The 19,358-nt window shown below is 62.7% G+C and carries 19 protein-coding genes; 7 read left to right on the top strand and 12 right to left on the bottom strand.

Features of this window, described 5'->3' with window-relative positions; all coding sequences use genetic code 11:
* Positions 1–11: 11 nt before the first annotated feature.
* Positions 12–524, top strand: a complete 513-nt coding sequence (locus RHM60_RS10115) for a multidrug/biocide efflux PACE transporter (RefSeq protein WP_322214330.1) — start codon at positions 12–14, stop codon at positions 522–524.
* Here RHM60_RS10115 and RHM60_RS10110 read toward each other — a convergent pair.
* Positions 423–1,181, bottom strand: a complete 759-nt coding sequence (locus RHM60_RS10110; protein WP_209984072.1) for an SDR family NAD(P)-dependent oxidoreductase — start codon at positions 1,179–1,181, stop codon at positions 423–425. The genes RHM60_RS10115 and RHM60_RS10110 overlap by 102 nt on opposite strands.
* Positions 1,182–1,285: 104 nt before the next feature.
* On the opposite strand from RHM60_RS10110, the gene RHM60_RS10105 reads away from it, so the two are divergent.
* A complete protein-coding gene (locus tag RHM60_RS10105; protein ID WP_231422900.1) occupies positions 1,286–2,182 on the top strand; it encodes a LysR family transcriptional regulator in 897 nt (298 codons plus the stop codon).
* Here RHM60_RS10105 and RHM60_RS10100 read toward each other — a convergent pair.
* Positions 2,179–3,096: a LysR family transcriptional regulator gene (locus tag RHM60_RS10100; protein ID WP_322214328.1), complete on the bottom strand. Its 918-nt coding sequence runs from the start codon at positions 3,094–3,096 to the stop codon at positions 2,179–2,181. The two genes, RHM60_RS10105 and RHM60_RS10100, sit on opposite strands and share 4 nt — an antisense overlap.
* Before the next feature lie 121 nt (positions 3,097–3,217).
* Here RHM60_RS10100 and RHM60_RS10095 point away from each other — a divergent pair, with 121 nt between their 5' ends.
* Genes RHM60_RS10095 through RHM60_RS10085 form a run of 3 tightly spaced genes read left to right on the top strand, consistent with a single transcriptional unit; the run spans position 3,218 to position 5,883 of the window.
* A complete protein-coding gene (locus RHM60_RS10095; protein WP_209984068.1) occupies positions 3,218–3,976 on the top strand; it encodes a 5-oxoprolinase subunit PxpA in 759 nt (252 codons plus the stop codon).
* A 57-nt stretch (positions 3,977–4,033) separates the two neighbouring features.
* Complete coding sequence (locus RHM60_RS10090) at positions 4,034–4,912, top strand: 5-oxoprolinase subunit B family protein (RefSeq protein ID WP_209984066.1); 879 nt, start codon at positions 4,034–4,036, stop codon at positions 4,910–4,912.
* On the top strand, positions 4,909–5,883 hold the full coding sequence (locus RHM60_RS10085; protein WP_231422902.1) for a biotin-dependent carboxyltransferase family protein: 975 nt from the start codon (positions 4,909–4,911) through the stop codon (positions 5,881–5,883). The genes RHM60_RS10090 and RHM60_RS10085 overlap by 4 nt, the downstream gene beginning before the upstream one ends.
* 123 nt (positions 5,884–6,006) lie before the next feature.
* Here RHM60_RS10085 and RHM60_RS10080 read toward each other — a convergent pair whose 3' ends face one another.
* The 7 genes from RHM60_RS10080 to RHM60_RS10050 form a co-directional block, all read right to left on the bottom strand.
* Positions 6,007–7,623, bottom strand: coding sequence for an inorganic phosphate transporter (locus tag RHM60_RS10080; RefSeq protein ID WP_209984062.1), 1,617 nt, complete (start codon positions 7,621–7,623; stop codon positions 6,007–6,009).
* Between the two features lie 230 nt (positions 7,624–7,853).
* Positions 7,854–8,876, bottom strand: coding sequence for a transporter (locus RHM60_RS10075; RefSeq protein ID WP_057007087.1), 1,023 nt, complete (start codon positions 8,874–8,876; stop codon positions 7,854–7,856).
* Positions 8,877–8,976: 100 nt separating this feature from the next.
* Positions 8,977–10,149, bottom strand: coding sequence for a GAF domain-containing sensor histidine kinase (locus RHM60_RS10070; protein WP_322214327.1), 1,173 nt, complete (start codon positions 10,147–10,149; stop codon positions 8,977–8,979).
* Positions 10,150–10,318: 169 nt separating this feature from the next.
* Entirely contained in the window at positions 10,319–10,633 is a 315-nt protein-coding gene (locus RHM60_RS10065) for a PepSY domain-containing protein (RefSeq protein ID WP_322214326.1), read from the bottom strand.
* An 89-nt stretch (positions 10,634–10,722) separates the two neighbouring features.
* The gene (locus RHM60_RS10060; protein WP_322214325.1) at positions 10,723–11,850 is read right to left on the bottom strand and encodes a glycerophosphodiester phosphodiesterase family protein; all 1,128 of its coding nucleotides are present in this window, start codon (positions 11,848–11,850) and stop codon (positions 10,723–10,725) included.
* A 178-nt stretch (positions 11,851–12,028) separates the two neighbouring features.
* On the bottom strand, positions 12,029–12,349 hold the full coding sequence (locus RHM60_RS10055) for an antibiotic biosynthesis monooxygenase family protein (protein WP_209984054.1): 321 nt from the start codon (positions 12,347–12,349) through the stop codon (positions 12,029–12,031).
* Entirely contained in the window at positions 12,346–13,053 is a 708-nt protein-coding gene (locus RHM60_RS10050) for a CTP synthase (RefSeq protein ID WP_231422905.1), read from the bottom strand. Before RHM60_RS10050 ends, RHM60_RS10055 begins: the two co-directional genes overlap by 4 nt.
* A gap of 80 nt (positions 13,054–13,133) precedes the next feature.
* Here RHM60_RS10050 and RHM60_RS10045 point away from each other — a divergent pair, with 80 nt between their 5' ends.
* Positions 13,134–14,021 (top strand): LysR family transcriptional regulator, encoded by an 888-nt coding sequence (locus RHM60_RS10045; RefSeq protein WP_322214324.1) that lies wholly within the window; start codon positions 13,134–13,136, stop codon positions 14,019–14,021.
* A 644-nt stretch (positions 14,022–14,665) separates the two neighbouring features.
* Here RHM60_RS10045 and RHM60_RS10040 read toward each other — a convergent pair.
* The 3 genes from RHM60_RS10040 to RHM60_RS10030 all read right to left on the bottom strand — a co-directional run bounded on the left by RHM60_RS10040 (position 14,666) and on the right by RHM60_RS10030 (position 18,117).
* Positions 14,666–15,985: a PAS domain-containing methyl-accepting chemotaxis protein gene (locus tag RHM60_RS10040; RefSeq protein WP_322214323.1), complete on the bottom strand. Its 1,320-nt coding sequence runs from the start codon at positions 15,983–15,985 to the stop codon at positions 14,666–14,668.
* A 257-nt stretch (positions 15,986–16,242) separates the two neighbouring features.
* Entirely contained in the window at positions 16,243–17,301 is a 1,059-nt protein-coding gene (locus tag RHM60_RS10035; protein ID WP_231422908.1) for a diguanylate cyclase, read from the bottom strand.
* Positions 17,302–17,478: 177 nt separating this feature from the next.
* Positions 17,479–18,117 carry a TetR/AcrR family transcriptional regulator gene (locus tag RHM60_RS10030; protein WP_209984044.1) on the bottom strand — a complete coding sequence of 213 codons (639 nt, stop codon included), beginning with the start codon at positions 18,115–18,117 and terminating at the stop codon, positions 17,479–17,481.
* Between the two features lie 121 nt (positions 18,118–18,238).
* Here RHM60_RS10030 and RHM60_RS10025 point away from each other — a divergent pair, with 121 nt between their 5' ends.
* Positions 18,239–19,279 carry an MBL fold metallo-hydrolase gene (locus RHM60_RS10025; RefSeq protein WP_322214321.1) on the top strand — a complete coding sequence of 347 codons (1,041 nt, stop codon included), beginning with the start codon at positions 18,239–18,241 and terminating at the stop codon, positions 19,277–19,279.
* Positions 19,280–19,358 lie beyond the last annotated feature (79 nt).

Raw genomic sequence — 19,358 nt, 5'->3', positions numbered from 1 at the left:
GGAGCCGGGCCATGAACCCTACCAAATCGATCACTGAACGCGTTTGCCAGGCCCTCGGTTTCGAGGGCCTGGCCTTGTTGATCTGTACGCCGTTGCTGGTGTGGATCACTGGCAGACCGGCGCTGGAAATGGGCGCGGTGACCCTGGGCATGAGTTTGTTGGCGCTGACCTGGAACATCATCTTCAACAGCCTGTTCGACCGCCTCACGTTGCGCCTGCAACTCGCCGGCGGCGCCTGGACTCGCGTGCTGCACGCGCTGATGTTCGAAGGCGGGCTGATCATCGTGGCCGTGCCGTTGATTGCCGCGTGGATGAAGATCAGCCTGCTGCAGGCCCTGATACTCGACATTGGCGTGCTGCTGTTTTTTCTGCCGTACACCTATGTGTATCACTGGGGCTACGACGTGTTGCGCGACAGGTTCCTACAAAAACATGCCACCCGACGCCTCGATACGTTGCCCGGTGATCCATGCGCTGCCGTCGGCCAGCAGGCTGGCGATGACGCCGCCGATATCATCCGGTAAGCCGGCGCGGCCCAGGGCGGTGTTGTTGGCGACCATGGCGTTGAGGCCGGCGTTGTCGCGCACGGCGCCGCCGCCGAAGTCGGTTTCAATGGCGCCGGGGGCGAGGATGTTGACGCTGATGCCACGGGTGCCGAGTTCCTTGGCCTGGTAGCGGGTGAGCACTTCCATCGCGCCTTTCATCGCGGCATAGGCGGCGTAACCGGGCAGGCTGAAGCGCGCCAGGCCGCTGGACACGTTGAGGATGCGTCCGCCGTCGCGGATCAACGGCAACAGCTTCTGGGTCAGAAAAAATGGCCCCTTGAATTGAATCGCCAGCAACTGATCGAACTGCGCTTCGGTGGTCTCGGCAAAGCTTGCGTGAATGCCGATCCCGGCGTTGTTGACCAGAAAATCGAAGTGATCCTGTGCGAAAACATCTCTGAGCACGCGGGCAATGTCGCCAGCGAACGCGTCGAAGGTGGCGCTCTGGCCCACATCCAGTTGCAGCATCGCCGCGCGGCCGCCCAGTTGCTCGATCTGCGTCACCAGCGCCTGCGCCTCGTCGGCCTTGCTGTGATAGGTGCCGATGATGTCGACGCCCTGCGCTGCCAGATGCAGGGCGGCGTTTTTGCCCAGGCCACGGCTGGTGCCGGTGATCAATGCAATTTTACGGGTCATGGTGAGTGCCTCTGCGTGTGGGTGTGGAATGAGTGTATTTGTACGACCGCAACGTGATAAACAGCGCTATACCGGAATCACTGGCCGGATAAGGCGAACAATCCATGAACAAGCTTGAACTGCTGCGCACCTTCGTACGGGTCACTGAGTTGTCGAGTTTCACCCAGGCGGGCGAGCGCCTTGGCCTGCCGCGCTCTACCGTGTCCGAGCATGTGCAGGCGCTGGAGGAACTGCTCGGCGCGCACCTGTTGCAGCGCACCACGCGCAAGGTGCAGGCGACCCAGGACGGCCTTGTGCTGTATGAGCGCAGCAAGGATCTGCTGGCGCACATGGAGGAGCTCGAAGGGCTGTTTCGTCAGGATGAAGCGCAACTGGCGGGACGCATTCGGGTGGACATGCCCAACGTGATGGCGCGGGACCTGATCCTGCCGCGCCTGCCCGATTTCATGCACGCGCACCCGTTGATCGAGCTGGAAATCAGCACCACTGACCGCCAGGTCGACCTGCTCGCCGAAGGGTTCGACTGCGTGCTGCGCGTGGGTGCGCAGCCGGACCAGAGTGTGGTCGCCCGCTGGCTGTGCAGCCTGCCGATGCTCAACTGCGTGAGCGCCACCTACCTGCAACGCTTTGGCACGCCGCACACACTCGCCGACCTGGCCAACCACCATCTGGTGCATTACGTGCGACCGTTGGGCTCACGCTCGGCGGGGTTCGAATACCTGCTGGGCAACAAGGTGCAGCGCCTGCCCATGGCCGGGCGGGTCACGGTCAACAGCACCGATGCCTACAAGTCGGCATGCCTGGGCGGTTTCGGGATTATTCAGGTGCCAGCCCTGGGCCTCGGCGCTGAACTGGCCAGCGGTGAGCTGGTGGCGGTATTGCCGGACTACCCGGCACCGCCGCTGGACGTTTCATTGCTGTACGCCGGGCAGCGGCATTTGCCGTTGCGCGTGCGGGTGTTCATGGACTGGCTGGCCGGCGTGCTGCAAGCGCAGCTCTAACGCCGCGCCGACAACTGCTGCGGCGCCAGGAACGCGTCGTGGAAGTAGTCGCGAAACGCCTGCATCGCCGGGGTAAACGCGCGCTCGCGGTGCCAGGCCAGGCCCACGCTCATGGGCGTTACCGGGTCGGTGACGGTCAGGGTTTCGATGCGCTTGCCTTCCAGCGACCAGGGCCGGTGCACCAGGTCCGACAGGATCGCCACGCCGCTGCCATTGGCGACCATGCTGCGCACCGCTTCCACCGAACTGGTGCGCAGCCGCACGTTTGGCGTCTGCCTGGCCTGTTCCCAGTAGCGCATGGCGCTGTGTTCGGCCTCGTCCACGGTGAGCAGGATATAAGGCTCCTGCGCCACGTCCGCCAGGCTCACCGCGCCCCGTTCGCACAACGGATGATGGCTGGGCAGCCACAGGCGGCGTTCGGAGTTGAACAGGATTTCCGAGACGATCGCCGGGTGCGTGAGGTTGGCGGTGAGCACCACGGCCATGTCGAACCCGCCGTCGAGCAGGCCCTGTTCGATGGCCTGGCGCTCCTGTTCGAACACCTTGATGGTCACGTCCGGGTGCCAGTGCTCCATGCGCTGCAAGTGGTGCGGCAAAAAATAGCCCAGCACGGTGTAACTGGCGGCGACGCGCAGTACGCCGCTGGCGCGGTGGTCCGGCAAGGGGCTGTTCAGCGCGTCGTCGACACTGCGCACGATCACATAGGCACGGTTGAGAAAGTGCCGGCCTGCGTCGGTGAGGTTCATGCCCTGGGCCGAGCGCATGAACAACTGCACGCCGAGCAGGGCTTCCAGCTCCTTGATCGCCGTGGTGACCGCCGATTGGGAGATGTTCAAGTGAATCGCCGCCTGGGAAATCTGGCCGATTTCGGCGGTGGCGACAAAGTAACGGACCTGGCGCAGGGTGAGGGACATCTGCCTCTCCAGTACTTGGGGGTATCTGATTTTCAGAAGATGCCCCATCTGATAATAGATCTTCCCAAGGGGTCAAGGGGCAGCCTACTTTCGCTGCATCCCCTTTGACGGAGCGCACGCGATGCAGGCAGTGGATTTCAATTCAGACATGGGCGAAGGCTTCGGCCCCTGGACCATCGGCGACGGCGTCGACGCGGAGTTGATGGCCTATATCAGCTCGGCCAATATCGCCACCGGCTTTCACGCCGGCGACCCCGGCACCATGCGCCGCACCGTGGCGCGCGCCAAACAGCTGGGCGTCGCCATCGGTGCGCATCCGGGCTTTCGCGACCTGGTCGGTTTCGGCCGCCGCCATATCAACGCGCCGGCCCAGGAACTGGTGGACGACATGCTCTACCAGCTCGGCGCCCTGCGCGAAATCGCCCGGGCCCAGGGGGTGACTCTGCAGCACATCAAACCCCATGGCGCGCTCTACATGCACCTGGCCCGCGACGAGGAAGCCGCGCGCCTGCTGGTACAAAACCTGCAAATCATCGAGCCGACGCTGTTGCTGTACTGCATGCCCAACTCGGTGATCTGGCGCGTTGCCAGGGAGCTGGGGCAACCCGTGGTGCGCGAGTTCTACGCCGACCGTGAGTACGACCTCAGCGGCTCCATCGTGTTTACCCGCAACGTGCGTGCGCTGGACCCGGCCACCGTGGCGGCGCGGGTGCTGCGCGCGTGCCAGAGCGGGTGGGTGCGCACTGTGGAAGGCGAAGACCTGTTCATCGAATTCGACTCCATCTGCCTGCACAGTGACACCCCCGGCGCGCTGGAACTGGTGGAAGCCACCCGTGAAGCGCTGGACCGCGCCGGTATTGACGTCAGAACCCCCCAATAAGATCGACCCGCTAACTTTTTTGCCTGCCTTTCTACAATGATTCCAAGAGGAACAGACATGGCTGAAACGTCCCCCATCCGCTACAGCTTCGGTGCTGACGAACACCTGTTCGCCGAGGTCAGCGACAGCATGTCCCTGGAGGCCTTCTTCACAGGCATGGCGGTGACCCGCGCGGTGGAGCGTCTGGCGCTGGAAGGCGTGCTGGATATCTGTCTGGCCAACGCCTCGTTCCAGATCCGCTTCGATCCCGACCGCATCGCGCCCCACGTGTTGCTCGACGCCGTGCAAAGCGCCGAGGCCCAGGCCGTGGCCGAGCGCACCCTGCACACGCGCATCATCGAAATTCCGGTGCTCTACAACGACCCCTGGACCCATGAAACCCTGATGCGTTTTCGCGACCGTCATCAGGACCCCAGCGGCACTGACCTGGAATACGCCGCGCGCATCAACGGCCTGGCCGATGTGGACGCGTTCATCCACGCCCACAGCGGTGCGCCGTGGTTTGTGTCGATGGTCGGGTTTGTGGCGGGCTTGCCGTTCATGTTTCAGATGGTCGAGCGCGCGCGGCAGTTGCAGGTGCCCAAGTACCTGCGCCCGCGCACCGACACGCCCAAACTGACCCTGGGCCATGGCGGCTGTTTCGGCTGCATCTACTCGGTGCGCGGCGCCGGCGGTTATCAGATGTTTGGGGTGACCCCGGCACCGATCTACGACCCGGCGCAGCAGTTGGCTTACCTCAAGGAGCACATGGTGTTCTTCCGGCCTGGCGACATCGTGCAGTTCAAGCCGATTGACCGTGCTGCCTATGACCTGGCGGTGGCTGAAGTGGACGCCGGGCGCTTCGACCTGCGCATCCGCCCGGTGGAATTTTCCCTCGACGCGTTTCTCGCCGACCCCGTCGGCTACCCGAAAACCCTGCAGGAGGCGCTGGCATGATCAAGGTGCTCAAACCTGGCCTGGCCACCTCCGTGCAGGACCTGGGCCGCGAAGGCTATTACCACCTGGGCATCCCGCCTTCGGGTGCGCTGGACCAATACGCGCTGAGCGCGGCCAACCACCTGGTGGGCAACCCGCTGGGGGCGGCGGGGCTGGAATGCACCTTGATCGGCCCTGAGCTTGAGTTTACGCAGGACGCGTTGGTGGCACTCAGCGGCGCATTGATGTCACCGCGCCTGGACGGCGAGGTGGTGCACCAGGACACCGCCTTTGCGGTGCGCGCCGGCCAGGTACTGCGCTTCACGTTTCCCGTGGCCGGCGCACGCACATACCTGGCCGTGGCGGGCGGCATTGATGTGCCGCTGGTGCTCGGCAGTCGCTCCACTTATACCCTGGGCGCGCTGGGCGGTTTCCATGGCCGGCGTCTGCAGGAGGGCGATGTGTTGCCGGTCGGCGAAGCCAGCGGCGCCGGCAGTGTCGGCAACAGTCTGCCGATGGCCTTGCGCCGTTCGGTGGGCGGCGACATAACCCTGCGAGTGGTGCCGGGGCTGTATTACGAGCGCTTGACCACGGGCGCGAAAAGCAGCTTTTTTGCCGAACCCTGGACGGTGGGCTCCGAGGCCGACCGCATCGGCTATCGCTTCAAGGGCGGCAGCGCGTTGAGCTTTCAGCCACGGGAGCAGCCGTTTGGCGCCGGCTCCGATCCGTCGAATATTGTCGACAGCTGCTACCCGATCGGCTCGATCCAGGTACCGGCGGGTCTGGAGCCGATCGTGCTGCACCGCGACGCGGTGTCGGGCGGTGGCTACGCCATGATCGGCACCGTGATCAGTGCCGACCTGGATTTGATCGGACAGATGCAGCCGAACCAGCGGGCGGGGTTTGTGGCGGTCAGCCTGGAAGAGGCGCTCGAGGCGCGGCGCGTCTACAAGAAGCGCCTCAACATAATGGCCGGGTTATTCACGTCCTGAGAAACACAGAAAACCCCTGTGGGAGGGGGCTTGCTCCCGATAGCGGTGGGTCAGCCAATTTTCAGGTAGCTGACCTGCCGCCATCGGGAGCAAGCCCCCTCCCACATTTTGAACAGTGTCCGGTCAGAACAGTTGGGTGAACAGCCAGTACAGGCTGCCCGACAGCAGAATCGCCGCCGGCAAGGTCAGCACCCATGCCATCAGCAGGTTACGGATGGTGCGCATCTGTAACCCACCACCATTGGCCACCATCGTGCCCGCCACGCCCGATGACAACACGTGGGTGGTCGACACCGGCAATCCATACATATCCGCCGCGCCGATGGTCAGCATCGCGACCATTTCCGCCGATGCGCCCTGGGCGTAAGTCAGGTGGGTCTTGCCGATCTTCTCGCCCACCGTCACCACGATGCGCTTCCAGCCAACCATGGTGCCCAGCCCCAATGCGATGGCCACGGCGATTTTCACCCACAGCGGAATAAAGCGCGTGGAGTTGTCGAGTTGCTGTTTGAACAGTTGCAGCTTGTCCTGGGTGTCGGCGTCGAAGTTGCCGACCTTGCCCTTGTCCATCAGGCGAATGGTTTCGCTGGTCAGGTACATGTCGTTACGCACGTTGCCTACCGCTTCGGCGGGGACTTTGGCGAGGGAGCCGTAGCCTTTTACTTCGTCACCGATGTGGCCGGTGAGGGCGGCCAGCGCCGGCACCAGGTCCGCCGTGGGCTCCTTGGTGCGCACGTAGGTGGAGAGGACCGGGCGCGGGTCACCGAGCAATGGCTGCGGTGCGCTTTTCACCAGCGCCACCTGGGTCACCTCGGCCACCGCCGCGAACTGCAACGACTGCTCGGCGGGCATGGCGCGGTTGAGGGCATAGGCCATCGGCAGGGTGCCGACGAGGATCAACATAATCAGGCCCATGCCTTTTTGCCCGTCGTTGGAGCCGTGGGCAAACGACACGCCGGTGCAGGTGACGATCAGCATGCCGCGGATCCACCACGGCGGCGGGGCGTCGCCCTTGGGCGCCTTGTACAGCGCGCGATTCTTGACGAAGGCGCGCAGGGCCAGCAACAGCAGCGCGGCAAAGCCGAAGCCGATCAGTGGCGAAAGCAGCAGCGCATAACCGATCTTGATCGCCTGGCCCCAATCCACGCCGCTGGTGCCGTCACGCCCGTGCATCAAGGCATTCGCCACGCCGACGCCGATGATCGAGCCAATCAGGGTGTGGGAAGAGGAGGCCGGCAAACCCAGCCACCAGGTGCCGAGGTTCCACAGGATGGCTGCAATCAGCAGGGCGAAGATCATCGCAAAACCGGCCGAGGAGCCCACCTGCAGAATCAGCTCGACCGGCAGCAGGGCGATGATGCCGAATGCCACCGCGCCGCTGGAAAGCAACACGCCGAGAAAGTTGAAGAACCCCGACCACACCACCGCAAAGTGCGGCGGCAGCGAGTTGGTGTAAATCACGGTTGCGACCGCGTTGGCGGTGTCGTGGAAGCCGTTGACGAACTCGAAACCCAGCGCGATCAATAACGCCACACCCAGCAGCAGGAACGGCGTCCAGGTGGTGACAACGGCGCCCATTTCCTTCATGTCGTGCATCAGGCTGTAGGCGGTGAACAACAGGCCCATGGCAAGCACGGCGAAGAACATGATCACGGTGATCAGGCCGGGTTTCTTGTCCAGTCGGGGTTTGGGATCGCCGTGTGAGGCGGTGGTGGAGGCAGTCAGTGAAGGGGTGGCCATGCCGGAGCATCCTGTGTGAGGAAGGATGTCGCCCATGATCATTACAAAATGTTACAGAGATACTGCAACAGGTCAGTGTTCACGCGAATGAAATGGCCACTTGTCCAGAACTCACCGCCAACCCCATGTGGGAGGGGGCGTGCTCCCGATAGCGGAGTGTCAGGCACTGATGTGTCACTGACCCACCGCTATCGGGAGCAAGCCACCTCCCACAGTTGATTGCATTGCAATCAGTAGTCTTTGCGTTTGCGGAAGGCCCAGCGCCCGGCGATCAAGGTGAAGGTGGCCACCAGCGCCACCAGGATCCAGAAGCCTTCCGGGTCCTGGGAGAGCGGTACGCCGCCCACGTTCATGCCGAAAAAACCGGCGATGATGTTGATCGGCAACGCCAGCACCGTGACCACGGTCAGGGTGAACAGCGTGCGGTTGCTCTGCTCGTTGAGATTGGCAGCGATTTCTTCCTGCAACAGCTTGATACGTTCACCCAGGGCCGTGAGGTCGTTGATGATCAGCGCGAACTCCTCGGTGGATTTGCGCAACTCCTTCACGTCTTCCTTTTGCAGCCATTGCGGCGGGCGATTGAGCAGGCGCAGCAGCGAGCCCGGCTCCAGCGCCAGCAGGCGTTGCAGGCGCACCAGCACACGGCGCGCGGCACCGAGTTCGGCGCGGTTGGTGGCCAGTTGCGAGGACAGCAGCTGGTCTTCGATATGGTCGACGCTGATGCTGGTCTTGCGCACGATCTGCGTCAGCACTTCGCCCTGATCGCGCAGCAAATGCACCAGCAGCGCCAGCGGCGAGCGAAAGCCCTCACCGGCCTTCACCGAGGAACGTAACTTGTCCACCGAGTGCAACGGTTGCAGGCGCGCGCTCACCAGCAGGCGGCTGCGGGCGCACACCCACAAGGTGGAAATGTCCGACGACACCAGGCTGCTGAAGTTGAACACCACGTCGTTGACCACCGCCAGCAAGGCCGAGTCCACATGTTCGATACGCGTGGAGCGCGAGCCTTCGTGCAGGGCTTCGAAGAACTCCTCGGGCAAATCCAGGTGCGCCTGCATCCAGCGTTCGCACGCGGCGTGGGCCAGGTTCAGGTGCAGCCACAAAAACTCGTCGGGGTCGGCCGGTTGTTGCAGGGCCTGCAGGGCGGTGGCGGAGTCGATCTGTTCGCCCTTTTCACCGGGGCGAAAACGGAAACCGTAAAGCAGGCCAAACAGATCGGGATCCTGGTGGCTGTGGTCAATGCTGTGGTTCATGGAGTCTCGCAGGGAAAGCGCCTGTAGGACGTTTCACAGGTTCGCATGCGCGAATCATTGCAAGGCAGGATGACGATTTTGTGACGCTTTGAAAACTTGCTCAGCGCGTCGTCAGCATGAAGGTGAAGCACGTCCCCGAATGCTCGCAGGTCGATACCTCCAGATCCCCACCGTGGGCGTCGGCAATCTGCTTGACGATATACAAACCCAGGCCCAGGCCTGCTTGCGGGGTGTCGGTGACGGGGCGCGCGTAGGGCTCGAACAGGCGAGGCAAGGCCTGCCGGCTGATCTGCCCGGAATTTTTTACCGAGAGCGTGAAGAGGCCATGCTCGATCTTCGCCGTGACGTCCACAGGTCCCTCAGGGCGCCCGTGATGGATGGCGTTGGCCACCAGGTTCGAGAGTAACTGCGCCAGGCGCTCGCGGTCGCCGTGGACGCCACGCAGGTCGCCGATATCGGCGCGAATCACCCGCGTGGGGTGCACGCTCTGCACTTCGGACACCACGTGTTGCAGGGCGCTCTGCAACCCTTCGCAATCGCTCAGGTGCAGCGGAATGCCGCTGCCCATGCGGCCACGGGCGAAATCCAGCACGTCTTCGACCAACTGCGCAGCACGCCGGCCGCTGGTGAGAATGTGCTGCACCAGCGGGTCGGTGGCCGCTGATGAATGCTTGCGCAGCAGGCGTTCGGCGCTGAAGTTGATGGCGAACAAGGGGTTGCGCAGGTCATGGCCCAGCACCGCGATAAATTGCTCGCGCAGTTCTGCGGTGCCACGTTCTTCGTGCAGTTGCGCTTCGGTATGTTGCAGGGCTTCTTCGGCTTCGATCTGCAGCGACAGCACCCGCGCGAACGACTCCATGGTGGATTGGATCGCGCTGCTGCGCAGGTTGGCGGGGTTGGTGTCGAGGGCGCAGATGGTGCCGAAAAAACGCCCGTCGGTGCGGAATACCGGCACCGAAATATAGCTTTCAAACTGGTAGATACGCGGCGTGTGGTGGTCGTGATAAAGCGGGTCTTCGCTGGCCTTGTCGATCACCACGGACACATGGGAACCGCGGATTTCGTGGCAGATAGTGGTGGTCAGGTCCAGCTCGCCGCCGACCCCGAGGCCGAATTCCAGGTGGTCAAGCACGGCGCAGGCGGTCCAGGTGTCGTCGGTCACCCTGGCCACGGCAGCGAAGCGCAGGCCGGTCATGTCGCTGATGACCTGAAGCATCGCGGGCACGGCGCTGATCCGGCCAATGGTAGCGATGTCGGCAGCTTTTGGTTCCATGCAGCAGCCTCTGTGCGCAGCGTGAAGGGCGTGGTTCCCTGCCCGATGCGGGGGATTTTAACGACCTTGGGTGGCGTGAGGGTAATTTCCTTTAATAAAGTAGGAATTTTCCTGCGTCCATAAAAAAACCGCGCCACCCGAAGGTGGCGCGGTTTTTTGGGGATTCAACTCAAGTGTCTTGCTTGTTTTCCAGCACGACACCGGTCTTGGCGTCGAGCTTCACTTCAAAGCGCTTGCCGGTGGTGTCGGTCAGGTCCACTTCGTAGACATACTGGTCAGCGAAGCCGTGTTTGGTGTCCAGCTCAGTGTCAGTGATCGAAGCGCCAGGGTGAGTTGCCACGGCTGCTGCGTTGAGCTTGTCGAAAGGCATCACGGCGCCCGACTTGAGCAGGCCTTCAATGTGATCCGGACGAACGTCCGCCTGAGCCAAACCGGCGGTCAGGGTCAGGGCGGTGGAAGCGAACAGGGCAGTCAAAGTTTTCATGGTGTGTCCTCTTGGGTGAACTGTTTAAGTGGCGCCAGATTAACCAGCGCAACTTAATTCATCCTTAATGGCGCACTGACACCAATGCCTCAGTATTTATAGTCGTTGAGCAGGTCCTGCACGCTGGACGACGGCCAGCGCTTGTAGAACTTCAGCAGTTCGGCCGCGCGGTTGGTGAAAATGCCGTCGACACCGGCGTTCATCACTTTTTCGAAATCCACCGGCTCATCGACGGTGTAGACGTGCACCAGCAGGCCTTTGTCGTGGGTCAGTTTGTTCATTTGCGGTTTCACCAGGTCGGTGTAGCTCTGGTCACCGTGATGGGTCAGCTCGGCCGAAGGGCCGGTGCCGATGGCGCCAAGGTCCTTGGCCTGGTCGACCCATTTTTCGAACTCGGCGGCGTCTTTCGGCTCTTGCTTGGCGTAGTAGGCGGCCTTGGTCGGCTCGCCGGATTCGGCGAAGGTCTGTTTGGATTTCGGCTCGATGCTGCCTTCACCCACCCAAAGCAGCAGAATCTTCGGCGTGTTCGGCATTTCCTTTTGCAACTCTTTGAGGCTCGACACCTCGAAGGTTTGCAGCACCACGCGGCCCTTGCCCTGGCCGACGCCGGTGTTGCTCTTGCCCAGCTTGGAACCGGCGGAGCTCAGCCAGCCCTTGTCCAGCAGCTTGTTTTTGAGGTCGGCTTCGATGCCCGGGAATTGCTTGGGCTCCTTGGTCTCGATGTACAGGCCGGGTTTGTGCTGCGGGTTGCCTTCGGCGATCTTGATGATGTCGTCCAGGCTCTGGATTTTCAGGCCGACGAAGCCCGGGCGGGCGCGGTCCGGGTAAGCGGCGTTGAACCAACTGCCGGCGTCGAGCGTTTGCAGTTCTTTCCAGGTGAACTCGTTGGCCGGCGCGTCTTTGCGCTCGGGGAACTTGCTGGCCACGTCGGTGGTGCGCTGCAGGTTATTGTCGTGCAGGGCAAACAGCACGCCGTCCTTGCTGCGCTGCAGGTCCATTTCCAGGTAGTCGGCGCCCAGGTCGCGCGCGACCTTGTAGGCCGCGGCGGTGGATTCGGGGGCATCGTAGGACGCACCACGGTGGGCGATGACGGCCGGGTAGGGGATGCCTTCGTTTGTCGCCAACTCGGCCGGGCTGATCGAGTCGGCTGCCTGCGCCTGGCCAAGACCGAGCATCAGTGCGAGCAGCAAAGCGCTCTTGGAAAACGTGACAGGCATAAGCGAAGTCCTTTCGTGGAGGTAACTTGAGAAGGCTTCCTTTTTAACAAGTGATTGTGAACGGCGCTATCACCAAACCGACATTAACGTGCGCGCGGGGTGTTTTAGGGTCTTTCTTGACCCGGTAAAGATCAAATTGTGGGGAGGGAGCAAGCCCCTCCCCACAGAGGTGTGCATTTCAGACTGAAAAGGCGTAAGCCCTTTCGACCTTGCACACGCGCGTATGAAACGCCGAATACCAGCTGGCGCGCCCTTGCTCGCGTACCTGCGTGTGCTCGGCGTTTTGCTTCCACGCCAGAATCGCCGCTTCGCTGCGCCAATAAGAAACCGTAATCCCCAGCCCGTCCTCGCGCGCCGACTCCACGCCGAGGAACCCCGGTTGTTCGCGGGCCAGTTCCAGCATGCGCAGGGCTGCCTGGCCGTAACCCTGGTCCCCCTCGCTGCGCAGCGAGCTGAAGATCACCGCGTAGTAGGGCGGCGCGGGTGTGTTGGCGATCATGCCGAAAGCGCCTGGCAGGCCTTGAGCAGCGCCATCGCCAGTGGCGGCGTGGTGCCCTTGAGCGCCGCACGTTCGGGCTGGAACAGCGTGGCGACGAAGAACGGGTGGTTCAGCAGTTCGACGGCGCGCGGCTCGCCGGCGGCGTCGTGGCCGCTGGCAATCAAGTCGCCTTCCAGCAGAGCGCTTTCGAAGGCGGGGTTGATGCCGTAGCGGCAGCGGTAGCCTTCTTCGAGATCCAGCTGGCCGTAGGCATCGGCGATGCGGGTGTTGGGGACCAAACGTATGGTGTCGATCGCTTCCACCAACGCGCAGCCAAGCGGCGCGATCACCGCACGCTGGGCATCCGGCACCAGTTCACCGTGTTCGGCATCGGCCCAGCCCAGTACATGGCGGGCATATTCGAGCACAGCGTGCTGAAAACCGCCGCAGGTGCCGAGGAAAGGGCGCCGCTGTTCGCGGGCAAAACGCACCGCGCGCAAGGCGCCTTGCGTGTCGCGGTAGGGGCTGGCGGGCACGCACCAGAACCCGTCGAAACCCTGCAACAGCGCCGTGGAGGTGAGCGTGTCGGTGGCGAGCCACTTGACGTGCACCGTCAGGCCCAGGGTGTGCGCGGCCTGTTGCAGCGCGAGCGGGATCGCCTGGTGCGCGATCACATCCGGGTTGTAGTCGCCGATCAGGGCAATGTGCAGAGCGGTGGTTTTCATCAGAGGCATCCCATGGCTTGTTGTGTCCTGATGCGCACTATAGATTGGCGCTCACGCAATCAAAATTGGCGTTTTCCCACATGCTCAATGCAGCCACGCACTATCAAATCGACTACACCGACCTGTCCCTGATCCTGGCGCTGGTGCGCGGCGGCAGCCTGGCGCGGGCGGCGGCGTTGTTGCGGGTGGATGTGTCCACGGTGTTCCGCGCGGTGCGGCGGCTGGAGGCGGCACTGGGGCAAACGCTGTTTGAAAAAAGCCGCGCCGGTTACCTGCCCACCGGCCTGGCAAGCAACCTGGCGCAGCAGGCTGAACGTGCCGAGCAGGCCCTGGAAGCCGCGCGCATCGGTGTGGAGCAGGGCGGCGAGGTGATCAGCGGCACGGTACGCCTGACCTGCACCGACTCTGTGCTGCAAAGCCTGCTGTTGCCGGCACTGGCGCAGTTCATGCCGGCTTACCCGGCGCTGACGCTGGAGCTGAGCACGTCGAATGACTTTGCCAACCTCAGCCGCCGCGATGCCGACATTGCCCTGCGCCTGACCCGGACGCCGCCGCAGCACCTGGTCGGACGCAACCTGGGCAGCGTGGCGTATCGGGTGTGTGCCAGCACCGAGTATGCGCGCCGGCACGCGGGCCGCGCGTTGGCCGAGCTGGACTGGATCGCGCCGGATGATTTCCTGCCCGATCACCCCACCGTGGCCTGGCGCCGTGAACACCTGCCGGGTGTGCGCCTCAGCTACCGCTGCAACAGCATGCTCTCGGTGACCGAACTGGTGCGGGCCGGGCTTGGGGTGGCGGCCTTGCCGGACTTTTTACTGGACGCGCAACTGCAACCCCTGGGGCCTGCGCTGGCAGGGCACGATACCGCGCTATGGCTGCTGACACGCCCGGATTGCCGGGCGTTGCGTTCGGTGGTGACGCTGTTTGAGCAGTTGGCGCAGCACGTGCCCGGAGCGAGGCCCAACTGAGGTATGCAGTGCAGCAATTCCCAATGTGGGAGCAAGCTCAACTGTGGGAGGGGGCAAGCCCTAATGCCGTTCAGTTAAGCCAGCGTGATGCTCGAAGCAACGAGCGGTGCGACTTTTCGGTGTACCTATCCGTTTCTGCGGTAACGACGACTTAGGGTTCCGCCCTTACGGCGGCTCACTTTTGAAAAGCGCAAAAGTAAGCAAAACGCTCTTGCCCCAACACTCGGCACCTCGCCCAGGCTCGGTGTGCCCGAACGCAGGCTTTGGAGCGTGGGCCGCCGCGATGGGCCATCCTTGGCCCAGCGCGGCTAACCCGGCGTCCTGCCGGGTTACCCACGCTCCAAAACCTGCGTTCGGCCAGCGTGTTTGACGGGGCGCCTAAGATCAAGATCAAAAGCGCGGCGGCCTGAGAGCCGACCGAAATGGTCTGCCGAACGCTGTACAAAATGTGGGAGGGGGCTTGCTCCCGATGGCGTCGGCGCAGCAAACATTGATGCTGAAGACCCACCGCTTTCGCGGGCAAGTCGAATCGTCGCACCGCCGCTCCCACAGGGGAGCTGCGCTTAACTGACTGGCATTAGGGCAAGCCCCCTCCCACATTAGGCACCCTTTGGCATTGGCACCGTTTGGCGGATCAAGCAGGGTCAGTTGCTGACCCGCTCACCGGCAAACGCACTCACTGCCTGCACCGCCTCGCTGGTGCCCTGGCGAATCTGCAGGATCACCGTGCCGGCGCGGTTGGCGAGGTCCACGCCGAGGGCTGCGCGGTCGCGGGTGCCGTCCATGCTGTCGATGGCCTGGCGGGTCTCTTCCTGGATCATTGCGATCATGCCGGATATTTCCATGGTCGAACCGCTGGTGCGGGCCGCCAGTTGCCGTACTTCATCGGCCACTACCGCAAAACCGCGGCCCTGTTCGCCGGCCCGTGCCGCCTCGATGGCCGCGTTGAGGGCCAGCAGGTTGGTCTGATCCGCAATCCCGCGAATGGTGTTAACGATGGCGGTGATCTGTTGCGAACGCTCGCCCAGTTTGGCGATCAGTTGCGACGAGCCGTCGATGTCTGCGGCAATTTCGCGCATGCCACTGGCCGATTGCTGAATCACCTCGGCGCCTTGTTCCGCGATGTCGCGGGTGCTGACGGAGATGTGATACGCCTGCGCCGCACTCGCGGCGTCGGCGGCATGTTGTTGCACGCGGGCGGTGATGTCGGAAGCGAACTTCACCACCTTGCACAGGCGCCCGCTGGCGTCGTACACCGGGTTGTAGTTGGCCTCGAGCCACACGGTATGGCCATTTTTGTCGATTCGCTCGAACTGTCCGCTGAACAGTTCGCCCTGGTTAAGACGCTTCCAGAAATCGGCATAGGCTGCACTGTTGGCCGATTCCGGCGTGCAGAACAGGCGGTGATGCTTGCCCTGAATCTGCGCCAGGCTATAGCCCATACGCGTAAGGAAATTCTCGTTGGCGGTGATGATGGTGCCGTCGAGGTTGAACTCGATCACCGCCATGGCGCGGCCGATGGCTTCGAGTTTGGCGTTGGCCTCGCTTTCGGCCTGCAGGCGTGGGGTCACGTCCAGGGCGTACTTCACCACTTTGATCACAGTGCCCGCTTCGTCACGCACCGGGTTGTAGCTGGCTTCCAACCACACCGACTGGCCATTGCTGCTCAGCCGCTCAACGGTGCCGGACTGAAACTGGCCATTGCGCAGTTGGGTCCACAGCTGGCTGTATTGCGCGCTGCGGGCAAATTCGGGCGTGCAGAACAGGCGGTGCGACTGGCCGATGACTTGCTCGGCGCGGTAGCCCATGGTTTGCAGAAAATTGTCATTGGCGCGCAACACGGTGCCTTGCAGGTCGAATTCGATCACGGCCATGGAGCGCTCAATGGCGTCGAGCAGGCTGGATTGCTGGGCAAGGGTGTGTTGCAGGGCAGTGATGGTTTTTTTGTAGGCGTTGAATAGCATGTGCAGTGCTCGGACAAGCAACGTCGTGAGTTATCCATGGATTGGCGCTTGCCCCGTTTGGCGCTTGGCCTACGGCGGACGTGCTCATTGTCGACTTCCTGATGCCGACAGAAGGTGGAACGGGCTTATGAGTGATCAGCCTGACAACAAGTTCGCCCCAGGGGCAGGACCTTTTTTGGGCAGGTGACCGATAGTGGCATTATGCTGTCGCCGGAGCGCGATGAAAGAAGATTCTGACGAGGTGTCGTACGACGACTTCAGGCGAAATGGGCAATCACCTGGTCGCTGACCTTGACCCGGTTGCGTCCGGTGTCCTTGGCGTCGTACAGCGCGCGGTCCGCCGCATTCAGCCACATCGAGGCATCGCTGAAGAAGGGCTGGAAATCCGCCAGGCCGATGCTCAGGCTGACCCTTAATTCGGGAATCTGCGGGTGACGGTAATTGCTGAAGGTCTCGCGCATGCGTTCCATGATCTGCGCGGCGTCAGCCAAAGGCATTTGCGGAAGAATCACACAGAACTCATCGCCGCCGTAACGCCCGGCCAGGTCCTTTTCCCGCAGCTTGCGTCGCAGTTCCAGGCTTAGCTCGCGCAGCACTGTGTCGCCAACGATGTGGCCGTGGGTGTCATTGATCTGCTTGAAGTGGTCGATATCGATCAGCGCAATGGTGGCGTGGCTGCGCTGTTGCTGGCACTCGTGGAACTTGAGGTGCAGCAGGTCTTTCCAGGAGCCGTGGTTGAGCAGGCCGGTGAGGCTGTCAGTACGGCTCAGGGCGCCGAGCGCGCGTTTGTGTTCCGACAGTTTGATTGCCAATTGGTAACAGACCATGCCGATGGCCATGGGGTAGAGCGTCAACATCGGCAGGCAGCTGTAGACCTGAAGCCGGCTGACATCGGGGTTCAAGCGCACACCGAACAGCGCCCACGCCACTGCGATGCCGACGCCCTGGGCCAGCAGGCCGCGCAGGAACAGACGCTTGCCGCCGGCCGCGACATTGTTCATGGTGATCATCGACAGGATGGTCACGGTGGTCAGCGGTGTGAATTGCACGGCAGCGACCCAGAAGCCGCCGAACACCGAGTCGTACAGGAAGTTGCGCTGTTCGGCCTGGTAGGGAAATTGCGAACGTGTCGATAACTGGTACGCCGCATGCCCCCATATGAACCCGTTGAACAGCAGAAACGCCCACACCCAACCCGGCATGGCCAGCGGGTATAACGCACCGGTGACACTGATGCTGCCGACAACCAGGCCGATGATCCTTGGCTGGTAGATACGCCTGGCAAATGAAAGTCCTTTGCCTCGTCTGTTTTCCATAAATTCCTGGCCCAGCTGATTTTTTACAGGTACGGCGGTGCGCGTTCGCTGGATCAACCGTTGATCGGATAATGACCGGGAATATTGTCAGTTATTTGTAAGGGAATAATCAGTGGCCTTGGAGGCCATTTGCACAAATCGGGTGACGAATGCGCCAAAAGCGACCGTCGATGTCGCTTATGGCACAGTGCCAGTGAGGGGCGTGGGGCGGACTTCGTAGCCCGCGAGGAACAGGTCGATGGCCGACTCGATCACGCGGGCCTGTTCGGCCGCTTCCAGGGTGGGTTGGCCGAGGGTGATCTGCGGCCAGAACGCAAAGGCCTTGAGCAGGCTTTGGATCTGGTGCGCGGCGAACGCCGGGTCGGTGCAACTGAGGCGGCCATCGTCACGCGCGGCGCGCACCCATTGGGTAAAGCCTTCTTCGCGTGAGCTCAGGCGGTTGACCATATCCTGCGCGCGCTCCGGCGAATGGATGGTGGCGGCGATCGCCACGCGCGCCAGGTCGAGGAAGTTGGCGTCCGACATCATCTGCATCTTGGCGGCGAGCAAGCCGCGCAGTTGCTCACGCAACGGGCGGTCGCCGGCGTAGCTGATGTCGAGTTGCGCGACGCTGCTGGCCCAGAGTTGATGGAGGATCTCGGCGAACAGCTCCTCTTTGCTGGGGAAGTGGTTGTACACCGTGCGCTTGGAGACGCCGGCGGTGGCGGCAATCCTGTCCATGCTGGTGACCTCGAACCCATTGGCGCGAAACTCGGCGATGGCCGCCGCCACAATGGCTTCGCGCTTGCGGTCGGTGAGGCGTTGGGGGGCAGTCATGGCGGGCGATGGGCTCCGAGAGAAATTACACTCGGCAGTTTACTTGCTCCGGGTTTTGTTGCAATCTTGAAACTACACTGTGCAGTGTAATTTTCCCGCAGTTCGCAGGAGCTTTGTTGTAATGGCCACCACCTCATCCCAAGAAACCGCGCCTGCCGAGCAGGCACAGGGGCAGTTCAGCAACGGCACCCGGGTGCCCCACGGCGGGTTTGGCAAAACCCTGGGCATCTTCTGGAAGATGCTGTTCCACAAACCGCGCAACACACGGCCGGTGGGCGAGATCCCGGTGCAACCCTTGACGCGTGAGCAACTGCTGGCCGCGCCTGATCACAGCGTGTTTCGCCTGGGACACTCCACCGTGTTGCTGAAAATGCGCGGCAAGTTCTGGCTCACCGACCCGGTGTTTGCCGAGCGCGCATCGCCTTTCAGTTGGGCCGGGCCCAAGCGGTTTCATCAGCCGCCCATCAGCCTTGCAGCGCTGCCGCCGCTGGAGGCGGTGATTCTGTCCCACAACCATTACGACCATCTGGACCGCAAGGCTGTCATCCAACTGGCCGACAAGACCCGTTACTTTCTGGCACCGCTCGGCGTGGGCGACACGCTGGTTAAATGGGGAGTGGACGCCAGCAAAGTGCGGCAACTGGACTGGTGGGAAGGAACGGAGGTGGAGGGCATTCGTTTCGTGGCCACGCCCGCCCAGCACTTTTCCGGGCGCGGGCTGTTTGACAGCAACCAGACCCTGTGGTGTTCGTGGGTGATGATCGATGCTGCGCGGCGCATTTTCTTCAGTGGCGACACCGGCTATTTCGACGGCTTCAAACGCATCGGCGAGCAGTACGGCCCGTTCGACCTGACGCTGATGGAAACCGGCGCCTATAACGTCGACTGGCCCCACGTGCACATGCAACCGGAGCAAACCCTGCAGGCCCACATCGACCTCAGGGGCCGCTGGCTGCTGCCGATTCACAACGGCACATTCGATCTGGCGTTCCACGCCTGGCACGAACCCTTCGACCGCATCATGGCCCTGGCCTGGGAGCGCAACGTGTCGATTACCACGCCGCCAATGGGGCAGGCGTTCAGCCTGAATCAACCGGAACGCGGGCACACTTGGTGGCTGGAGGTTGAGACTCAAGGTGCGCAGGCGCGCGTCTCAAGCTGAGGCGCGGACACCTTTGGAAAATGACTTTTCAAGGTGTTTCAGCGTTGCTACAAGCGGCAGGGGAGTGCGACCTGATCAC

This window comes from Pseudomonas sp. MH9.3 (genome assembly GCF_034354675.1).
In the GTDB taxonomy this organism is placed as follows: Bacteria; Pseudomonadota; Gammaproteobacteria; order Pseudomonadales; family Pseudomonadaceae; genus Aquipseudomonas.
Note: the sequence above shows the minus strand (reverse complement) of the source record. Positions and strands in the feature narration are given on the sequence as shown.